Origin of the sequence: Paraglaciecola arctica, assembly GCF_018861065.1 — a bacterium.
GTDB classification, from domain to species: Bacteria; Pseudomonadota; Gammaproteobacteria; order Enterobacterales; family Alteromonadaceae; genus Paraglaciecola; species Paraglaciecola arctica_B.
Map to the genome: position 1 here is coordinate 48,401 of NZ_JAHKQO010000019.1, position 19,715 is coordinate 68,115.

A 19,715-nucleotide genomic window follows, 5' to 3' on the forward strand; every position below is an offset into this window, starting at 1 on the left:
ATCCAATGTTAAATAGACTAATTGGCGTTCCATCAAAAAAATCTGCTGTTCACCTTAAGTGAACAGCATTACGTTAAACCCGGCCTAATCGTTATTTATATTTTACTTACTGATTTTTTTATACTTCAATCTATGTGGCTCAATTACATCGGTACCATAGGTGTCTTTTAACCATGCCGCATACTCGGTGTAATTCCCTTCATAAAAATTGATTTTTCCTTCATCACGGTAGTCCATGATGTGTGTGGCGACTCGGTCTAAAAACCATCTGTCATGGGAAATTATCATAGCGCAACCAGGAAACTCCATAATAGCATTCTCCAGTGCTCGTAAGGTTTCAACATCTAAGTCATTGGTAGGCTCATCTAGCAGTAATACATTGCCTCCGGCTTTGAGTAATTTTGCTAAATGCACACGGTTACGCTCACCACCAGACAAGTTTTTCATGAATTTCTGTTGGTCCGAACCTTTAAAGTTAAAACGTCCGCAATAAGCACGGCTATTTAGTTCAAAGTTTCCTATGCGAATAATATCCGAGTCATCTGATATTTCTTTGTAAACGGTATTGTCGTCGTTCATGTGATCGCGAAACTGATCAACACTGGCTAAATATACCGATTCACCTAAATCAATTTTACCCGCATCAGCTTGCTCGTCACCACTAAGCATTTTAAATAGAGTCGATTTACCTGCACCATTAGGACCAATTATGCCTACAATTGCGCCTTTGGGAATTTTGAAGCTGAGATCATCAATTAAGACTCGGTCACCATATGACTTTTTAAGGCCGGTTACTTCAATGACTTTATCGCCCAAACGTTCGCCCGGTGGGATAAACAACTCATTGGTTTCATTACGTTTTTGATAATCACCGGTGTTGAGCTCTTCAAACCTAGCCATACGAGCCTTGCTTTTAGATTGGCGACCTTTGGCATTAGAGCGAACCCATTCGAGTTCGGTCTTAATCGATTTTTGTCTAGCACTTTCGGTTTTTTCTTCTTGCTCAAGCCGTGCATCTTTTTGTTCTAACCAAGATGAATAGTTACCTTCCCAAGGAATACCTTGGCCACGGTCAAGTTCTAATATCCAGCCCGCTACGTTATCTAGGAAGTACCTATCGTGGGTAATCGCCACCACAGTGCCTTCATAATCATGTAAAAAGCGTTCTAACCATGCCACTGATTCTGCATCCAAGTGGTTAGTTGGTTCGTCTAGTAGTAACATTTCAGGTTTTTCAAGCAACAACTTGCACAGTGCAACGCGGCGACGTTCGCCCCCTGAAAGTTTGCTTACATCAGCATCCCAAGGCGGCAGGCGCAATGCATCGGCTGCGCGCTCCAATGCATTGTCTAGATTGTGTCCATCTTTACTTTGAATGATGGCTTCTAATTCACCTTGTTCTTTCGCTAACGCGTCGAAATCAGCATTTTCTTCTGCGTAGGCGGCATACACTTCTTCGATACGTTTAAGCGCATGAACTACATCAGCCACGGCTTCTTCGATATTGCCCCTCACATCTTTAGTTTCATCGAGTTGGGGCTCTTGGGGTAGGTAACCTATTTTTAATCCTGTTTGAGGAATAGCCTCACCTTCGATTTCTGTATCTAGTCCTGCCATGATCCTGAGTAAAGTAGATTTACCTGAACCATTCAAACCTAAAACACCGATTTTTGCACCAGGGAAAAAGCTGAGAGAAATATTTTTTAAGATATGTTTGCCGGGTGGAACCACCTTACCGACACGAAGCATGCTGTAAACGTATTGAGCCATAACAGTCTAATGTAAGTTAATTTGGTACTAGTGTAATTCAGTGCAAGGGTAGGGTAAAAGGTATTGTTTTATAACTTTAGTTTTTTATTAATAATTGATGGTAATTGTAATCGACTCAAGTAGTATTTTGACTACTAATTTCATAATCAAGGAGTAACATGCAAAGCTTTAATTGGGGAGTCATTGGCCCAGGAAATATTGCCAACACTTTTGCAAAAGCAATCTCAGCGTCGAAAAAGGGCAAAATTTTGGCTGTAGCGAGTCGTTCTAAAGAGCGCGCTTCGGAATTTGCAGATACTTATAACATTCAAAAAACTTACTCGGATTATGGGCAAATGTTAGCCGATCCAGAAATAGACATTATCTATATTGCTACTCCCCATAACTTTCACTATCAACAGGCCAAAATGTGTCTGGAAGCAGGTAAACATGTGTTAGTTGAAAAACCCTGTACTGTGAATGCAAAGCAGATGAAGGTTTTGGTGGAATTAGCACAAAGCAAAAAACTGCTATTGCAGGAAGCACTATGGAGCCGTTTTATGCCCTGTTTGTCGCAACTTAGACAATTGCTTGACGAGGGAATAATAGGTGATGTGCAATATATTCAGTCGGAAATTGGTTTTGCTTTTCAAAAACGAGATAAAGCTCGCATGATTAAGGCTGAACTAGCCGGTGGTGCGCTACTGGATTTAGGTGTTTACAGTATTACCGTCAGTCAGTTTTTACTTCAAGAGCACCCAGATAAAGTGACCGCGATGGGGAAATTAACACAGCAACAAGTAGATGGGCATGTATTTGCAAATATGCGCTATCCGTCCGGTCGTTTTGCACAATTTACCTGTTCTATGTTGGCACAATCAAGTAACACCATGAGAATAGTGGGTTCAGAAGGTTACGTGAATTTACCTAGCTGTTTTTGGGATACAGATAAAGCCGAAATTTTTAAAGATAACCAGTTGCTGCAAACCATTGAGATACCACATCCAGTAAATGGTTTCGAGTATCAGATTGAGGCTAGCATGGACAGTATCCAAAAAGGATTGTTGTGCAGTGACGTGATGTCACACACTGATAGTGTAGGCGTATTGAGTGTGATGGATGATATTCGTAAACAACTAGGTGTGAAATTTCCGCAGCAGATAGAAGCGCTATGATGTCTTGAAGCTGAGTGTGCAAAATCCGTTACAACTTTTGGTTGTTTCTCATGCCGGATTACCACTATACAAACTGTTGAAAATAACTAAACTATGCGCTGCTTCTTTAGAGGGTATAGATATATACCCCATTTTATTTACTGCTGATGTTGAGGAAAAGTGATGCTAACACGTGATATGAATATTGCTGATTTTGATCCGGAATTGTTTGAAGCAATTCAAAATGAAAACCAACGTCAGGAGCATCACATTGAACTGATCGCCTCTGAAAATTATTGCAGCCCACGTGTTTTAGAAGCTCAAGGCTCACAACTCACCAATAAATACGCAGAAGGTTATCCGCACAAACGCTATTACGGTGGCTGTGAATATGTTGATATCGCTGAAGATTTAGCGATTGAACGTGCCAAACAATTGTTTGGTTGTGATTATGCCAACGTGCAACCACATGCAGGTTCGCAGGCTAACTCTGCAGTATTTATGGCATTGTTAGATGCTGGGGATACTGTATTGGGTATGAGCTTAGCTCACGGCGGTCATTTAACTCACGGCTCTCATGTCAACTTTTCAGGTAAAACCTATAACGCGGTTCAATATGGTTTGAATGCTGAAACAGGTGAAATTGATATGGCTGAAGTTGAGGCGTTAGCACTTGAACACAAACCTAAAATGATTATTGGTGGTTTCTCAGCTTACTCTGGAATCGTTGATTGGCAAAAATTTCGTGAAATAGCCGATAAAGTGGGCGCTTATTTACTTGTTGATATGGCTCATGTTGCCGGCTTGATAGCGGCGGGTGTTTATCCTAGCCCAATTCCTCATGCGCACGTTGTCACAACAACTACTCATAAAACCTTAGCTGGTCCTCGCGGTGGTTTGATTTTATCTGCTTGCGGTGACGAAACCATTTACAAAAAGTTAAACAGCTCGGTTTTCCCTGGTAATCAAGGTGGCCCGTTGTGTCATGTTATTGCGGCAAAAGCGGTGGCATTTAAAGAAGCCCTAGAGCCTGAGTTTAAAGTCTATCAACAACAAGTGGTCAAAAATGCTAAGGCCATGGTCGCTGTGATCCAAGAGCGCGGTCATAAAGTGGTTTCAGGTGGCACCGAAAACCACTTGTTTTTACTCGATCTCATTGGAAAAGAGTACACAGGTAAAGATGCTGATGCAGCTTTAGGCAATGCCAATATCACAGTAAATAAAAACTCAGTACCCAATGACCCTCGCTCTCCTTTTGTCACCAGTGGATTACGTCTTGGTTCGCCAGCCATCACGCGCCGTGGTTTTAAAGAAGAGCAAGCCAAACAGGTGGCAAACTGGATTTGTGATGTGTTAGATAATATTAATGATGACTCTTTGATTGAAAAAGTGAAGAGTGAAGTCATTACATTGTGCGAAAAATTCCCTGTTTACGCTTAAATAATGCGACAATGATTCAAATAAGCCGACGCAAGTCGGCTTTTTTTATTGCTTATATTGCTTATTTTGTTGCATACAGTATGCCTGACAGCCGAATTTTGTTAATTTAGCGTTATTCATTATCGCAAGTTAGAAATCCCCTATGTTTTGTCCGTTTTGTTCTGTTCAAGAAACTAAAGTAATAGATTCGCGTCTGGTGGCTGATGGCAGTCAGGTGAGACGCAGAAGAGAATGCACTGTTTGTAAGGAACGCTTTACTACTTTTGAAATGGCTGAACTGGTGATGCCTAGAGTCGTTAAACGCGATGGTTCTAGAGAACCTTTTAACGAAGATAAATTGAGAGCCGGTTTGCAACGCGCTTTGGAGAAACGCCCCGTAAGTACCGAACAGGTCGAAAAGTGTATTAGTCGTTTAAAGTCTTCGTTACGTGCGACTGGAGAGCGAGAAGTCAGCAGCGAATTTTTGGGTAATTTGATTATGGATGCGTTGAAAGAATTAGATAAAGTCGCCTATGTGCGTTTTGCATCTGTGTATCGTTCCTTCGAAGATATACGTGAATTTGGTGAAGAAATTGCACGTTTAGGCGACTAGTGCCCATGGCAATGATTTTTTTAACTTATCATCTTTTTTTGTTGGAAACCCGTGACTCAATTTTCTAATACTGATTTTCAAATGATGGCTCGTGCTATTCAATTAGCAAAACGAGGCCAGTACACAACTGCTCCCAATCCTAATGTAGGCTGTGTCATTAGTAATACTCACGGCGAGATTCTGGGAGAAGGTTGGCACCAAAAGGCGGGTACCCCTCATGCTGAAATTCATGCTTTAAAACAGGCTGGCAAGGCTGCCAAGGGTGCGACTGCCTATGTTACGCTCGAGCCTTGCAGTCATTTCGGTAGAACGCCACCTTGTGCTGACTCATTAATTGCTGCCGGTGTCTCAAGGGTAGTGGCAGCGATGGTTGATCCCAATCCACTGGTATCTGGCAATGGGCTCCAAAAGTTACAGCAGGCTGGAATTCAAACGGAGCAGGGGTTATTGCAAACTGAGGCTGAGCAACTCAATCGCGGCTTTATCAAACGAATGCGTACTGGTAGACCTTGGGTTACCGTCAAATTAGCGGCGACTTTGGACGGTAAAACAGCCTTGAAAAATGGTTTGAGCCAATGGATTACGGGACCTCAGGCGAGGCAAGACGTACAGCGACACCGCGCTAAAAGCTGCGCAATTTTGTCGGGTTCAGGTACTGTGATAGCCGATAACCCTATGCTTAACGTTAGGTATGCTGAGCTGAACCTGAGCAAAGACAAATTAGCACAACAAGACTTGCGCCAACCTTTGCGGGTGTTATTGGATGGGCGTAATCAATTACCCTCTACTCTAAACTGTTTACAACCCGCAAAAAGTAACGTTGCCGGTAAAGTTTTACTTATTAATGGGCTGCCCAGTGAACACCAGTTTGAAAAACACGTGAGTCAATGGCAAGCGCCGTTTAAAGGTAACAAGTTAGACCTAAAAAAAGTCATGGATAAACTAGGTGAAATGCAATTAAATCAAGTTTGGGTGGAAGCAGGAGCTAAATTAGCGGGAGCTTTGTTGCAAAATAAATTGATAGATGAATTGATTTTGTACCAAGCGCCCAAATTAATAGGGAGCGCTGGGCAAAACCTGTTCGAAACTGTGCCGATTGAAACAATGAAAGACGTGACCACTCTTAGTTGGAGTGATATCAGGCAAGTAGGGGATGACCTCAAAATGACTGCTGTGTTTAAGAACTAACACATCAATTAAGCCAATTAATTTATCGAGAGAATATGTTTACCGGAATTATAGAAGATGTGGGGCGTATTGAAGGTTTAGTGCCTTCTGGTGATGACATAAGGTTGTCTATTAAAACCGACAAATTGGACATGAGTGATGTATCTTTGGGCGATAGCATTGCCAATAATGGAGTGTGCTTAACAGTAGTGGCGATGTCTAACAATGGCTTCAGTGCCGATGTCTCTCACGAGACCATCAAACGTACCGGTTTCGCTAGTTATAAAGCTGGCAGCCAAGTCAATCTTGAAAAGGCGATGCAAGCCAATAGTCGCTTAGGAGGACATATTGTCAGTGGCCACGTTGACGGTTTGGGAGAGGTGTTATCAATTAGCACCGTTGGTCGTTACGTAGAAATCTGGGTAAAAGCTCCTGATGAATTGGCAAAATATTTAGCAGAAAAAGGTTCAATTACCGTTGATGGAGTGAGCCTAACCGTGAACCAAGTAAATGGTGCGAAGTTTTTATTGACTCTGATCCCACATAGCTTGCAAGAAACTATTATTGGCCAATATGTAGTCGGTACCAAGGTTAATCTAGAAGTGGATGTAATCGCTAGATATATAGAAAGGTTAATGTTGGGAGACAAGGCCGCCGAGTCTGGTAACGATACCGGTAAAAAAGATATTAGCATGGCGTTTTTAGTAGAAAACGGCTATTTGAAGTAAAATAAGCCACCCTGATTAGGCGTTGCTTAAGTGGTGACTAACCTCGCCATCAATTCAATCAAAGAGAAGACAACAGAATATGCCATTAAATAGTAGTGAAGAGATAATCGAAGATATCCGCCAAGGTAAAATGGTTATCTTAATGGATGATGAAGACAGGGAAAACGAAGGCGATATTATTATGGCTGCGGAACATGTTACCCCTGAGGCCATTAACTTTATGGTGACTCATGCCAGAGGGTTAGTGTGTTTGCCCATGACAGCAGAGCGTTGTAAAACCCTCAATTTACCTTTAATGGTTGATGATAATAGCGCACAGTTTTCTACAAACTTTACTGTGTCGATTGAGGCTGCACAAGGTGTCACCACAGGAATATCTGCTGGTGATAGAGCAAAAACAGTATTAGCGGCAGTATCTAAAGGTGCGCAGGCCAAAGACATAGTGCAGCCGGGACATATTTTTCCATTGATCGGTAAAGAAGGTGGTGTGTTAAACCGCGCCGGACATACCGAAGCGGGAATCGATTTGGCAAGGCTGGCAGGGTGTGAACCGGCATCTGTCATTGTTGAAATTCTAAACGAAGACGGCAGCATGGCTAGACGTCCCGAATTAGAAGTGTTTGCTGCCAAGCATAATATGAAAATTGGTACCATTGCTGATTTAATCGAATATCGAAACTTAAACGAAACGACTATTCAACAAGTAGCTAAATGTAAACTACCTACTGAGTACGGCGAGTTTGATTTAGTGACATTTAAAGATGTCATTGATAACCAAGTGCATTTTGCAATGTGCAAAGGAGAAATTGACGGCGACGTACCAGCATTAGTTCGAGTACATTTACTGAATAGTTTTAGTGATTTGTTGGGTTCTCAGCGCGCCATTTCTCGAAGTATGGGATTACCGGATGCGATTAAATATATTGCTGACAACGGTGGCGTATTAGTGTTACTCGGTAAAGACGAGGACTTATTAACTCAAGTCAAACAATTCGAGGCTGAAGACAAAGGCGAAAAACCTGCTAACGCCGCATGGTCAGGTTCATCGAGAACCGTTGGGGTAGGGAGTCAAATACTCGCCAGCTTAGGTGTTAGAAAAATGCGTTTGTTGAGCAAGCCGAAAAAGTACCATGCCTTGTCTGGGTATGGATTAGAAGTCGTTGAGTATGTGGAAATCTAAGTAATAAAAATCACAATATTTCCCTGAAAGGATGTGCTAAACTGCGCGCCGATTTTTCCAGTAAGGTTTTTACATGAATATTATTGAAGGTAACATCCGCGCAACAGGCAAAAAATTTGCCCTAGTGGTTTCTCGTTTCAACAGTTTTGTTGTTGAAAGTTTAGTGGACGGTGCGCTTGATGCTCTTGAAAGACAAGGTGAAGTAAACGACCAAGATATTACTTTGGTTCGTGTGCCTGGTGCTTATGAGCTACCAATAGCAGCCAAAAAACTTGCTGAACAAAACAAATATGATGCCATCATTGCATTGGGCGCGGTAATCAGAGGTGGAACTCCACACTTTGAATTTGTAGCCGGCGAATGTAACAAAGGTTTAGCGCAGGTTTCATTAGAATATGGCATTCCTGTTTCATTTGGCGTCATCACCACAGATAGTATTGAACAAGCGATTGAACGTTCTGGTACTAAGGCCGGAAATAAAGGTGCCGAAGCTGCGGTAGGCGCATTAGAAATGGTTAATGTTTTAGCTAACATTGAAGGGGCTAAATAGGTGAAACCTAAAGCCCGTCACCTAGCCAGAGAACTTGCTGTACAAGCGGTTTATTCTTGGCAGATGAGTAACAATCAGGTTGAGCAAATCGAGTTGAGTATAGTTACCAGCAATAATATGCAAAAAGTCGATACAGAGTACTTTTTGGAATTGTTGCGAAATGTGGTAAAAGACTGTGCTGAGTTGGATAAAAAAATCAAACCTTACCTTGGTCGTCTGCCTGAGGAACTTGATCCGATTGAAAAAGCCATTTTAAGAATATCGACTTACGAACTTGTTGGCAGAATTGACGTTCCTTATAAAGTTGTGATCAATGAAGCCATTGAATTAGCTAAATCTTTTGGTGCAGAAGAAAGCCATAAATTCGTCAATGGTGTGCTCGATAAAGCAATTAAGACTCTGCGTAAAGATGAGTTGTCTTGATCTTTGCAATAAGGTTTAGGCAACTTTTCTCATCATCTGATGTAACTTAAATTAGTCATAATGAAAGAATTTAATGTTATTGATCACTTTTTCAAAGCAAAAAGTATTCAACGTAAAGACGTGATAGTGGGCATCGGAGATGACGGTGCAGTTACCCATATTCCTCAAGGCCAAGCATTAGTAACCACTACTGACACCTTGTTAAGTGGCGTGCATTTTTTACCTGAAACCTCCCCTCATGCAATCGCACAAAAAGCAGTAGCGGTTAATTTAAGTGATTTAGCTGCAATGGGCGCCGAGCCAGCTTGGATAAGCTTGTCTCTAAGTTTACCCGCTGTGGATGAAGCTTGGTTAGAAGCTTTCTCGAATGGCCTGCAAGAGCATGCTGAATACTACTCAGTACAGCTAATTGGCGGTGATACGGTTCAAGGGCCTTTAGCAATTACTATTACTGCACAAGGTTTTGTTCCATTTGATCAAGCTTTGACTAGAAGCCAAGCACAACCAGGTGATTCCATATATGTCACTGGTACTTTAGGGGATGCAGGTTTAGGGCTCGATATTGCACAAAAAAAATATGTGCTAGAAGACCAACTCAACACTGACTATTTACTGAATCGATTGAATTATCCGACCCCAAGATTAATGGCTGGAACTTGCCTAAGGCGTGTGGCTAGTGCTTGTATCGATGTATCTGATGGCTTGGTGTCTGATATTACGCATATTCTCAACGCGTCGGGTTGTGGTGCAACAATACATATCGATAAGTTGCCCATGTCACAAGCCTTAAAAGAATCGGTAAGTACTCAACAAGCAATTGATTATGCCTTAAGTGCTGGGGATGATTACGAATTGTTGTTTACGGTAAGTGAAGAACAAAAAGGTCATTTAGAAACCACTTTGGCGAGTGCTAATGTACATGCTACCTATATTGGCCAGATGAATGGCTCGATGGGAAAATTAGAGTTTCGCCAAGCAGATAAACCTTACGAATTTAACGTTAAAGGTTACCAACACTTCTAATTACCCGCCGTACAGGGTGAATACAATATAAGTAGGCAAATAGTGGATAAGCAAATACGTAGTCGAGTTAGCCTGCTAAATCCAGTGCACTTTTTGGCATTAGGGTTTGGTAGTGGTCTAGCGGCCAAAATGCCAGGCACATTCGGAACCTTGGCGGCGTTGCCATTAGTTGTTTTGTTATCTCATTACGCCAGTTTTTCTATCTATTTAGGCGTCACTATATTGGTTAGCGTGGCAGGAATATGGATTTGCGGAAAAGCCGCTGATGATATGAAAGTCCATGATGACTCGTCTATCGTTTGGGATGAAGTAGCAGGTATGCTTATCACCATGATCGCTGTGCCGTTAAGTTGGCAAACCTTAGCCATTGGGTTTGTGTTGTTTCGTTTTTTTGATATTTTGAAACCTTGGCCAATTAGTTATCTAGACAAACATGTGCATGGTGGCTTTGGTATTATGATTGATGACGTGTTGGCGGGAGTGTTTGCCCTCTGCGTATTACATATTGGCTTGGCTATGATCTAATTTTCTAAGGCTGTTCGCTGGCTCTTGTAAACTTCGCAATCGCCGTAATTTCTCTTATCTTTCCATCTAGTAGTTCTTTAATGTATTCTGACGTTGATTAAAAATTTTCGTAGAAAGGGACGCTATGTTGAAAAACATCAACCTACTGATGGTGTTGACACTATCGCTGGCATTGCTTAGTTGCAGTGACGGAGTAAGTGAAAAACAAAAACTAGCAGAAATTGAACAAAACAAAGCTATTCTTGCGTTCACTTGCGAAGGTTATGACAGTCACGCTACGCCACTGGGTGATCTACAAAATAATATTTGGAATGCCAAAGCGGCCGCTGGATTTGATTGGATCCAGTGTTTAGCGATGCGAACATATGATGCCAAGACTCAGTACGGTTGGTATTGGCAATGGCCAAAAGATGGCGACAAAGTCTTCGCCCAGCCACAAATAACATTAGGTAATAGCCCTTGGTTACAACACCACCATACTAAGCTCGGCTACCCAATCTCTATTAATCAGTTACAAAGGTTAGAGTTTGATTACAGTGTAGAGATTTTGACTGACGGTGAATTAAACCTTGCTAGTACTATGTGGTTGACTGACGCTGAAACTATTCGAATGAATGTCGATAAAACTACTATCGCCGCAGAAATCATGATTTGGAGCTATGCCACCGAAAACTTCTATGCCAATCCAGCTGGTGAGCATGTCGCAGAGATAACATTAAATGGTATTGAGTGGGAAGTGTGGTTAGAGCCTAACTGGCACGACACATCGGGTGAAAATAATAACCGCTGGGTTTATTTGGCATTTCGAACGGGACAACCGCTGATGCAAATTAATTTTGATGCGGCGCCACTGTTACTCTATGCCATTGAACAAAAGTTTATCAATGCAGACTTATACATTGCTGATATCCAACTAGGAACAGAAATCATGAGTGGTACAGGTCAAGTTTGGTTAAATCATTACAGTGTCGATGTGATTCCAAGTAACACTAATTTATAGGCAAAGCTTGAGTATTCACCGGCGATTTTAATACAAAAGATGAATGTACTCCGGTCACCCCTTCAATAGGCGTGAGTTTATTTAATAGCAATCGTTGAAAGTCATCCATATCTTTAATTATCACCTTGAGTAAATAGTCTGCTGACTGCCCTGTGACTAAGTGACATTCTAATACTTCGGGAAATGTCGCTATTTGTTTTTCAAAATGATTAAAACGTTCGGGTGTGTGTTTATCCATACTTATTTGAATAAACGACACTAAGGTTAAACCGAGCTTTTTGGCATCTAACAAAGCCACATAACCCGCAATCATTCCTGACTCTTCTAATTGACGTACTCTGCGTAGACAAGGAGAGGGGGATAGATTAATCGCTTCGGCTAGTTCTTGATTCGATATACGTCCTTGTTGTTGAATAATGTCTAGGATCATTCGATCGTACTTATCAAGTTGCATAGATTTCTCACTTTAAGGCAATAACTGTCAATTATTTTGATTTATGCGCAATATAATTGTTTATATTCTGCTTTTAAACTGTTTTTAGCAACCTTATTCGAGTGGCAATTCGCTATTCTTTTGACAGACATATTTATCGATATTCGGACCCCAAAATGATTGCTAATCCACATACTAAATATCAGGCTTTTCAGAGCATTAAATTAAAAAAAAGACAGTGGCCAAATAACACTATAAGTGCGCCACCCATTTGGATGAGCACCGATTTACGGGATGGCAATCAAGCATTAATTGATCCTATGTCTATCCAAACTAAATTAAAATTTTTTAAAGCGCTAGTCGCCATTGGTTTTAAACAAATTGAGGTGGGATTTCCTTCGGCGTCAGAAATTGATTTTAATTTTGTGCGTTTGTTGATTGAAGACAAACATATACCAGAAGATGTGACTATCGAAGTGTTGGTACAAGCCCGCTTTGACTTAATCGAAAAAACGGTTGAAAGCTTACGAGGTGCCAAACAAGCCATATTACATATGTATAACCCTGTGGCTCCTGCATTTAGGCAAATAGTTTATAAAACCGATAAGGCCGGTGTTAAAAAAATCGCCACCCAAGGCACGCAATGGGTTAAACAACTAACGGCCAACGCACCCGAAGTAAATTGGACCTATCAGTATTCACCAGAAGTGTTTTCGAGTACCGAAATAAGGTTTGCCAAAGAGGTATGCGATGCAGTGGTCGAAGTTTGGCAACCCAGCGCAGACAACAAAATTATTATAAATTTACCTGCTACGGTTGAAATGAACACCCCAAATACCTACGCCGACCAAATTGAATGGATGCACACCCATCTTAAGCAACGCCAACACATTATATTAAGTGTGCACCCTCACAATGATAGAGGAACCGCTGTGGCTGCCGCTGAGTTGGCCCTTATGGCGGGAGCTGACCGAGTAGAAGGGTGTTTATTTGGTAATGGAGAACGAACCGGTAATGTGGACCTAGTGACTTTAGCGATGAACTTGTATACCCAAGGTATACATCCGGAATTAGACTTTTCAAATATTGACCAAACCCGAAAACTAGTTGAAGAATGTAATCAATTACCTGTGCATCCTCGCCATCCTTATGCAGGCGAATTGGTGTTTACTGCTTTTTCTGGCTCACACCAAGACGCCATTAAAAAAGGCTTAGCAGTTCAACAACAAGATGGGCTTTGGAACGTGCCTTATTTACCTATTGATCCTGCGGATCTTGGTCGTAATTATGATGCCGTTGTTAGAGTCAATAGCCAATCGGGTAAAGGAGGCGTGAGCTTTTTACTTGACCGCGCAGCAGGGTTACAGTTACCACGTAGGCTACAAATTGAATTTAGCCGTATCGTGCAGACAGTAAATGACAAAACCGGTAAAGAGTCTCATGCAAATGCCATAGTTGAATTGTTTGAGCAAGAGTACTTTAAACAAGATACACCGGTTGAGTTTATTAGCAGTCAATTTTCGACTTTAACCGACGGTCAGCAAAGCATTGATATCCAGTTTAATTATCAGAGCAAAAAGCAAAAGGTCAGCGGGATAGGCAATGGACCTATTGATGCTGCTGCGAATGCTTTAAGTCAATTAGTTAAGCAACCAGTGGAAGTGGTGGATTACCATGAACATTCAATAGGCAGTGGCTCAGACGTTTCTGCTGTGTGTTATATCGAATTGAAAGTAGGGGAGCACTCGGCGAGCTTTGGGGTGGCTAAGGATAGTAATATTATGATTGCTGCTGTTAAGGCTTTGGTGGGTGGGGTTAATCGAAAGGTGGGGGCTGTGAGCCCATCATAAATTAAAAGCATGCGTTAGCGGTTACTGCCATCCTTGGCAGTTTTCACACAGAATCCCTTTGAAACATTTACACCACTTGATGCTTGTTGATTTTGAAACAATTTGGGATTTTATTGTTTTGGGTGTCTAAGTTGCGCTCTAAAAAGAAACGTTAGCGCTAGGCGCTAACGTTTAAAAGGGGCTTATTACCTATTCGGTATCAGAAAAAGCCCAAAGGGTTAGTGTCGTAACTCACTAGAAGGTTTTTGGTTTGTTGGTAATTACCCATAGCCATTTTATGCGTCTCGCGTCCTATCCCTGATTTTTTATAACCACCGAATGCTGCATGGGCTGGGTATGCGTGGTAGCAGTTGGTCCAAATACGACCGGCTTCTATTTTTCTGCCAAGGTGATAAGCGCGGTTCATATCTCGCGTCCATAACCCTGCACCTAAACCAAACATACTGTCGTTTGCTATAGCTAGCGCTTCGGCTTCATCTTTAAATGTTGTTACTCCGACTACAGGACCAAAAATTTCTTCTTGGAATACTCGCATGTCATTAGTGCCTTTCAACAAGGTAGGTTGTACGTAAAACCCTTTGTCGTAAGGACTGGCTAAGTTCGCACTGCCACCACCCGTTAATACTTTGGCGCCTTCTTTACGGCCAATATCAATGTAGTTGAGTATTTTTTCATATTGTAGGTTTGATACTTGTGCGCCAACTTGAGTATTTACATCAAGTGGATTACCGCGAATAATACTGTTGGTGCGAGCAATTACCTTTTCCATGAAGGGTTCGTAAATGTCTTGTTGAATTAACGCTCTCGAAGGACAAGTGCATATTTCACCTTGGTTGAAGAAAGCTAAGACTAAACCTTCTACACATTTGCTTAGGTAGCTATCTTCGTAATTCATAATATCACTAAAGTAGAGGTTTGGAGATTTACCGCCCAATTCTACCGTTGATGGAATAATATTTTCAGCCGCGCATTTTAATATTTGGATCCCAACCGGTGTTGATCCAGTGAATGCTATCTTAGCTATTCGTGAGCTGCTAGCTAGCGCTTGACCTGCTTCTCTTCCGTAGCCATTTACTACGTTTAACACGCCATCAGGTAATAAATCGCCGATTAACTCAAGTAATACCAGAATGGATGCGGGCGTTTGTTCGGCTGGTTTTAATACCACACAGTTACCTGTAACAAGTGCTGGAGCCAATTTCCAGGCCGCCATTAGGATAGGGAAGTTCCATGGAATAATTTGCCCTACCACGCCGAGGGGTTCATGAAAATGATATGAAACTGTATTGCTGTCTATCTCGCTCAAACTACTTTCTTCGGCGCGCATACAACCTGCAAAGTATCTGAAATGGTCTGCGGCGAGTGGAATATCTGCATTTAACGTTTCTCGGATGGCCTTACCGTTATCCCACGTTTCTGCTACGGCTAATAGTTCTAAATTTTGTTCTATCCGATCAGCAATTTTTAGTAATATGTTGGAGCGGTCTGTGATCGAGGTTGTTCCCCAGGATGCTTTTGCACGATGGGCTGCATCTAAGGCTAAATTAATGTCTTCTTCAGTTGAGCGAGGAATTTCACAAAATTTCTCTCCATCAATGGGACTTATATTATCAAAATACTGACCTTTAACAGGGGCAACCCACTGGCCTCCAATAAAATTTTGGTATTGTTTCTTAAAGGTGACTAGTGAATCGGCTGAACCTGGTTGTGCATAAATCATAGAAGATTCCTTATAAATACTTTACATTTCATTTGTTAAAAAAAAATTAATTAAATGGCTTTCGACTGTTAATATAAATCGTGAATCTAAAAATGAGTTGTCTGTGAGTCCATTTTACTTGTACGACAATCCTAAAGTTCTTTCAACGTAGGAACGTAATATGAATGACAATGCTTTAGCGACTAATATTGGCTTAGATCGCCCACAAAAGTTGGTTGAAAATAGAGTCAGTTTTGCAGGGCCACATTCTGAATTAAGTATTTACGACACTTATTTACCAGCTGAAAAGGTATTATTGCATTCTACTGGTTTGTTATATTGCGGCATGATCCAGGGCAAAAAGGTATTACACAGTTCATACCCTGTTGTGGGGGGAGCCGAATCAATGGAGTTTGTGCCTAATCAATCGTTTGTGATGGCGGCTAATACGTCTGTTGCTATTGATTTTCCCGAAGCGAAAATGGACAAACCCACTCGTTGTTTGACTGTTGAAATAAGCCGTGAACGTATTGCTAGTATCAGCGATAAACTCGACCAACAACTAGGTGTTCCCCTTGAGCTAGATAGTTGGCGCGTATTGTCACAACGCCATCTGCACACTCAACATTCTCAAGGCACACAACTATTGCTTGAGCGTTTGTTTAATAGTTTTATTGAAGACGACAGCGAACGAGATATTGCTATTGATTTTGGAGTATCGGAATTAGTCACGCGTATTCTCAAACATCAAGCGCGGGAACTTTTGTTAAATGACAGCCAGGAGCAATCTGAAAAAAATGGGTTGCAGGCCAGTATTCACTATATCAATACCCATTTAAGCACGCCGCTCGATATCGACTATTTATGCAAAGTAGCGTGTATGAGTCGTTCACGCTTCTATCAAGCTTTTAAACAAAAAGTGGGTTGCTCGCCGCTTAATTTACAACAGTATTTACGAGTTGAAACGGCTGCCCAATTACTTAAAACAGGTACTTCGGTGAGTGAAGTGTGCTTCTCTCTCGGTTTTGCCGATTTGAGTCACTTTAATCGCCGGTTCCAAGAGCAGTATGGTATGGCTCCCTCAGCTTTTTCAAAACAATACACTAGCCATTAAATATATTAGTATCTAGAAGCAGACAGAATTACTTCTTATCGTTTGTAGAGATTAATCGTAGCATCGATAGAGACAGAGTCTGTGGTATTCCCACGAAATCATAGATGACCTTGAGGCTCGACTATGAGGGATTGTAATGCTGCTATAGCCGTCGTCCAATGACGCTTTCAAAAAGATTAAAAAGCCCATCAATCACAATCATCACTGGTTGTCATTATAATTGTTGCTTACCAGTTAAACTTGTTTCAAGGGTTGTATGAATATTCAAAAATTTTCGAAGGTAACCAATGTTTCTTCGTATACGATTCGATATTACGAAAAGATTGGCTTGTTAAAAAATATTTCTAGAAATTCTAGTGGCCACCGTTGGTTTACAGAGAAAGATGTTATTTGGATTGAATTTATAAAACGATTAAAAGATACAGGTATGCCTCTCGATAATATCAAAAAGTATGCTGATTTAAGAGATGAAGGTGCTTCTACATCTGAATTAAGAATGAAAATTTTGCAACAACATGCTGTTACTTTAGAAGAGAAAATTTCTGAAGAACAATTCCATCTTAAAAAGTTAAAAGAGAAAATTGAGCACTACAGCGAATTCATTGAGTTAGAACTTAACGCTTGACTTAGAGTTGGCTCTAAGTTGTAAGGTTGAGTTATTGTGAATAAGCATAATAAACAACAATTGGAGTGTTAATGATTAATCAACGTTACGAATCAGGCCTCAATAAGCTAAATGAAATTGACGGTGAAGCAGGGCGAAAAGTTATTGATAGCCTAGCCTCAATTGCGCCTGACTTGGCAAAATATACTATCGAATTTCCTTTTGGTGACATCTACCAGCGACCTGGACTTGATTTAAGGAGTCGAGAATTGGCCACAGTTGCTGCATTAACTGCTTTAGGAAATTGCCTACCTCAATTGAATGTACATATTCATGGTGCTTTAAATGTTGGTTGCAAACCTGAAGAAATAGTAGAAGTGATTATACAAATGGCGGTATACGCTGGTTTTCCAGCAGCTTTAAACGGTATTTTTGTCGCTAAAGAAGTATTTATCGAGCGTGAAATAATAAAAGTTTAACAACGCAATCGAGTCAGATTCGCAACAGTTGGCTCGTTCCAAGTATTTGTAGAGAATTTGCAGTGATAGCCTACAAAAAGCTTTAAGCTTTTCTAGCCACTAGCCACTAGCCACTAGCCACTAGCCACTAGCCACTGTGTTTACCTACAAAACGCTTCAACCCTAGCCAATATTCCCGCTGCATCTAAACCTAGTTCTGCATACATCTCTTGCTGAGTACCTTGCATGATAAATTCATCAGGTAGGCCAAGTTGTATCAGTTTGCTGCTATGTTTGCTAGACATTAAGTATTCAGCCACGGCGCTGCCTGCACCGCCTATAATCGCTCCATCTTCAATACTTACAAACAACTCATGAGTGGCAGCGAGTTGCTCGATAATGTCTGTATCCAAAGGTTTGACAAAACGCATATCAATGACTGTTGCATTGAGCTTTTCTGCTGCTTCTTCTGCAAAGGGCAATAAAACACCGAAGTTGAGAATGGCGACTTTTTCACCGGTTCTTATGTTACGGCTTTTACCTAACTCTAAGGCTGTCATTTCGTTTTCAGTTGATACGCCTGTAGCTGAACCTCGTGGGTATCGCACTGCCGCTGGCTTTTGTAATTTATGCCCGGTGTATAACATTTGTCGACATTCATTTTCGTCAGATGGTGCCATGATCACCATATTGGGGATACAGCGTAAAAACGGAATATCAAAGGCACCTTGGTGAGTTGGGCCATCCGCACCCACTAGGCCTGCACGGTCAATGGCAAATAAAACTGGTAAGTTTTGTATTGCTACATCGTGAATTAGTTGGTCGTAAGCACGTTGTAAAAACGTAGAATATATAGCTACTACTGCGTTTAAGCCCTCTTTGGCTAAACCGGCAGCAAAAGTTACTGCATGTTGCTCGGCAATTGCCACGTCAAAATATTGAGAAGGAAATTGCTGAGAAAACTTAACCATTCCAGAGCCTTCGCGCATGGCTGGTGTAACTGCCATTAATTTAGGATCTTGTGCAGCCATATCGCACAACCATTCACCAAATACCGCAGAAAACGTTGGGTTGCTAGGTGCTACTTTAGGTAACGCTTGGTCTTTAGGGTTGAATTTAGGAACGGCATGAAACTTAATAGGATCTTGCTCAGCAGATTCATAACCTTTACCTTTTTTGGTCACCACATGTAATATTTGTGGACCTTTGATGTTGCGCATATTACGCAGCGTATCGACTACACCATTTACATCGTGCCCATCTATTGGGCCTATATATTTGAATCCTAATTCCTCAAAAATAGTACCTGGAACCACCATGCCTTTGATGTGTTCTTCTGCACGACTAGCAAATTCTTTAATAGGAGGCACATTACTGAGTAGCTTTTTACCACCATCTCGGATCGAGTTGAAAAAATTACCGGTTAGTAGTCTTGCCAAGTGACTATTAAGGGCGCCAACATTTTCAGAAATCGACATTTCATTATCATTTAGCACCACTAACAAATCTTTGCTGATATCACCACCATGATTCAGTGCTTCAAACGCCATGCCAGCAGTCATTGCACCGTCACCAATTACCGCTACAACCTTTCGACCTAAGGCTTCTTTTTCAGCGGCGACGGCCATGCCTAACGCGGCACTGATAGAAGTAGATGAATGTCCAACTGCAAAAGTGTCATAGGCGCTTTCTGGCGGCCACGGAAATGGATGCAGGCCCCCTTTTTTGCGAATGGTAGGCATTTGTTCACGGCGACCAGTTAAAATTTTGTGAGGGTAGGCTTGATGACCCACGTCCCATAACAACCTGTCAAAAGGGGTGTTGTATACATAATGCAACGCAACCGTTAGCTCAACTGTGCCTAATCCTGAGGCAAAATGCCCACTGCTTTGGCTTACGCTGGTTAACAAGTATTGGCGTAATTCAACACTCAGTTGTTGTAACTTATCTTGTGATAGTTCTCTTAACTGTTCAGGTGTGTCAGCTTGAGCGAGGATAGGGTAGTGCGCTATTTCTAAGGTCATTA

The 19,715-nt window shown here is 41.5% G+C and carries 19 protein-coding genes; 15 read left to right on the forward strand and 4 right to left on the reverse strand.

From position 1 onward, the window contains the following. Positions 1 to 102: 102 nt before the first annotated feature. On the reverse strand, positions 103 to 1,770 hold the full coding sequence (ettA, locus tag KO534_RS07670; protein WP_215929062.1) for an energy-dependent translational throttle protein EttA: 1,668 nt from the start codon (positions 1,768 to 1,770) through the stop codon (positions 103 to 105). Positions 1,771 to 1,928: 158 nt separating this feature from the next. Between ettA and KO534_RS07675 the strand changes: the two genes are divergently transcribed. The 11 genes from KO534_RS07675 to KO534_RS07725 all read left to right on the forward strand — a co-directional run bounded on the left by KO534_RS07675 (position 1,929) and on the right by KO534_RS07725 (position 11,531). Next, entirely contained in the window at positions 1,929 to 2,924 is a 996-nt protein-coding gene (locus KO534_RS07675) for a Gfo/Idh/MocA family protein (protein ID WP_215929063.1), read from the forward strand. Positions 2,925 to 3,086: 162 nt separating this feature from the next. After that, positions 3,087 to 4,343, forward strand: coding sequence for a serine hydroxymethyltransferase (gene glyA, locus KO534_RS07680; protein WP_215929064.1), 1,257 nt, complete (start codon positions 3,087 to 3,089; stop codon positions 4,341 to 4,343). 142 nt (positions 4,344 to 4,485) lie between these two features. Continuing rightward, entirely contained in the window at positions 4,486 to 4,935 is a 450-nt protein-coding gene (gene nrdR, locus KO534_RS07685; protein WP_215929065.1) for a transcriptional regulator NrdR, read from the forward strand. Between the two features lie 51 nt (positions 4,936 to 4,986). After that, positions 4,987 to 6,123, forward strand: coding sequence for a bifunctional diaminohydroxyphosphoribosylaminopyrimidine deaminase/5-amino-6-(5-phosphoribosylamino)uracil reductase RibD (gene ribD, locus KO534_RS07690; RefSeq protein ID WP_215929066.1), 1,137 nt, complete (start codon positions 4,987 to 4,989; stop codon positions 6,121 to 6,123). 35 nt (positions 6,124 to 6,158) lie between these two features. Next, positions 6,159 to 6,830 carry a riboflavin synthase gene (locus KO534_RS07695; protein WP_215929067.1) on the forward strand — a complete coding sequence of 224 codons (672 nt, stop codon included), beginning with the start codon at positions 6,159 to 6,161 and terminating at the stop codon, positions 6,828 to 6,830. 79 nt (positions 6,831 to 6,909) lie between these two features. Then, positions 6,910 to 8,010 (forward strand): bifunctional 3,4-dihydroxy-2-butanone-4-phosphate synthase/GTP cyclohydrolase II, encoded by a 1,101-nt coding sequence (ribBA, locus tag KO534_RS07700; protein ID WP_215929068.1) that lies wholly within the window; start codon positions 6,910 to 6,912, stop codon positions 8,008 to 8,010. 73 nt (positions 8,011 to 8,083) lie between these two features. After that, entirely contained in the window at positions 8,084 to 8,560 is a 477-nt protein-coding gene (gene ribH / locus KO534_RS07705; protein ID WP_215929069.1) for a 6,7-dimethyl-8-ribityllumazine synthase, read from the forward strand. Then, positions 8,561 to 8,983 (forward strand): transcription antitermination factor NusB, encoded by a 423-nt coding sequence (gene nusB, locus KO534_RS07710; protein ID WP_215929070.1) that lies wholly within the window; start codon positions 8,561 to 8,563, stop codon positions 8,981 to 8,983. It begins immediately after the preceding gene. A gap of 60 nt (positions 8,984 to 9,043) precedes the next feature. Continuing rightward, positions 9,044 to 10,006, forward strand: a complete 963-nt coding sequence (thiL, locus tag KO534_RS07715) for a thiamine-phosphate kinase (protein ID WP_215929071.1) — start codon at positions 9,044 to 9,046, stop codon at positions 10,004 to 10,006. 42 nt (positions 10,007 to 10,048) lie between these two features. Further along, positions 10,049 to 10,531 (forward strand): phosphatidylglycerophosphatase A family protein, encoded by a 483-nt coding sequence (locus tag KO534_RS07720; protein ID WP_215929072.1) that lies wholly within the window; start codon positions 10,049 to 10,051, stop codon positions 10,529 to 10,531. A 124-nt stretch (positions 10,532 to 10,655) separates the two neighbouring features. Beyond that, positions 10,656 to 11,531, forward strand: a complete 876-nt coding sequence (locus KO534_RS07725) for a GH12 family glycosyl hydrolase domain-containing protein (RefSeq protein ID WP_215929073.1) — start codon at positions 10,656 to 10,658, stop codon at positions 11,529 to 11,531. On the opposite strand, the gene KO534_RS07730 is transcribed toward KO534_RS07725, so the two are convergent. Further along, the gene (locus tag KO534_RS07730; RefSeq protein ID WP_215929074.1) at positions 11,521 to 11,985 is read right to left on the reverse strand and encodes an Lrp/AsnC family transcriptional regulator; all 465 of its coding nucleotides are present in this window, start codon (positions 11,983 to 11,985) and stop codon (positions 11,521 to 11,523) included. The genes KO534_RS07725 and KO534_RS07730 overlap by 11 nt on opposite strands. 155 nt (positions 11,986 to 12,140) lie before the next feature. Between KO534_RS07730 and leuA the strand changes: the two genes are divergently transcribed. After that, positions 12,141 to 13,814 carry a 2-isopropylmalate synthase gene (gene leuA, locus KO534_RS07735; protein WP_215929075.1) on the forward strand — a complete coding sequence of 558 codons (1,674 nt, stop codon included), beginning with the start codon at positions 12,141 to 12,143 and terminating at the stop codon, positions 13,812 to 13,814. Positions 13,815 to 14,013: 199 nt separating this feature from the next. Here the strand turns inward: leuA and exaC are convergent, their stop codons facing one another. Then, entirely contained in the window at positions 14,014 to 15,534 is a 1,521-nt protein-coding gene (gene exaC, locus KO534_RS07740; RefSeq protein WP_215929076.1) for an acetaldehyde dehydrogenase ExaC, read from the reverse strand. Positions 15,535 to 15,694: 160 nt separating this feature from the next. Here exaC and KO534_RS07745 point away from each other — a divergent pair, with 160 nt between their 5' ends. The 3 genes from KO534_RS07745 (at position 15,695) to KO534_RS07755 (ending at position 17,710) form a co-directional block, all read left to right on the forward strand. Beyond that, on the forward strand, positions 15,695 to 16,627 hold the full coding sequence (locus tag KO534_RS07745; protein ID WP_215929077.1) for a helix-turn-helix domain-containing protein: 933 nt from the start codon (positions 15,695 to 15,697) through the stop codon (positions 16,625 to 16,627). Positions 16,628 to 16,883: 256 nt separating this feature from the next. Continuing rightward, a complete protein-coding gene (locus KO534_RS07750) occupies positions 16,884 to 17,252 on the forward strand; it encodes a MerR family transcriptional regulator (RefSeq protein WP_215929078.1) in 369 nt (122 codons plus the stop codon). Positions 17,253 to 17,323: 71 nt separating this feature from the next. Then, positions 17,324 to 17,710, forward strand: coding sequence for a carboxymuconolactone decarboxylase family protein (locus KO534_RS07755; RefSeq protein ID WP_215929079.1), 387 nt, complete (start codon positions 17,324 to 17,326; stop codon positions 17,708 to 17,710). 140 nt (positions 17,711 to 17,850) lie between these two features. Here the strand turns inward: KO534_RS07755 and dxs are convergent, their stop codons facing one another. After that, a complete protein-coding gene (dxs, locus tag KO534_RS07760; protein WP_215929080.1) occupies positions 17,851 to 19,713 on the reverse strand; it encodes a 1-deoxy-D-xylulose-5-phosphate synthase in 1,863 nt (620 codons plus the stop codon). Positions 19,714 to 19,715: the final 2 nt, after the last annotated feature.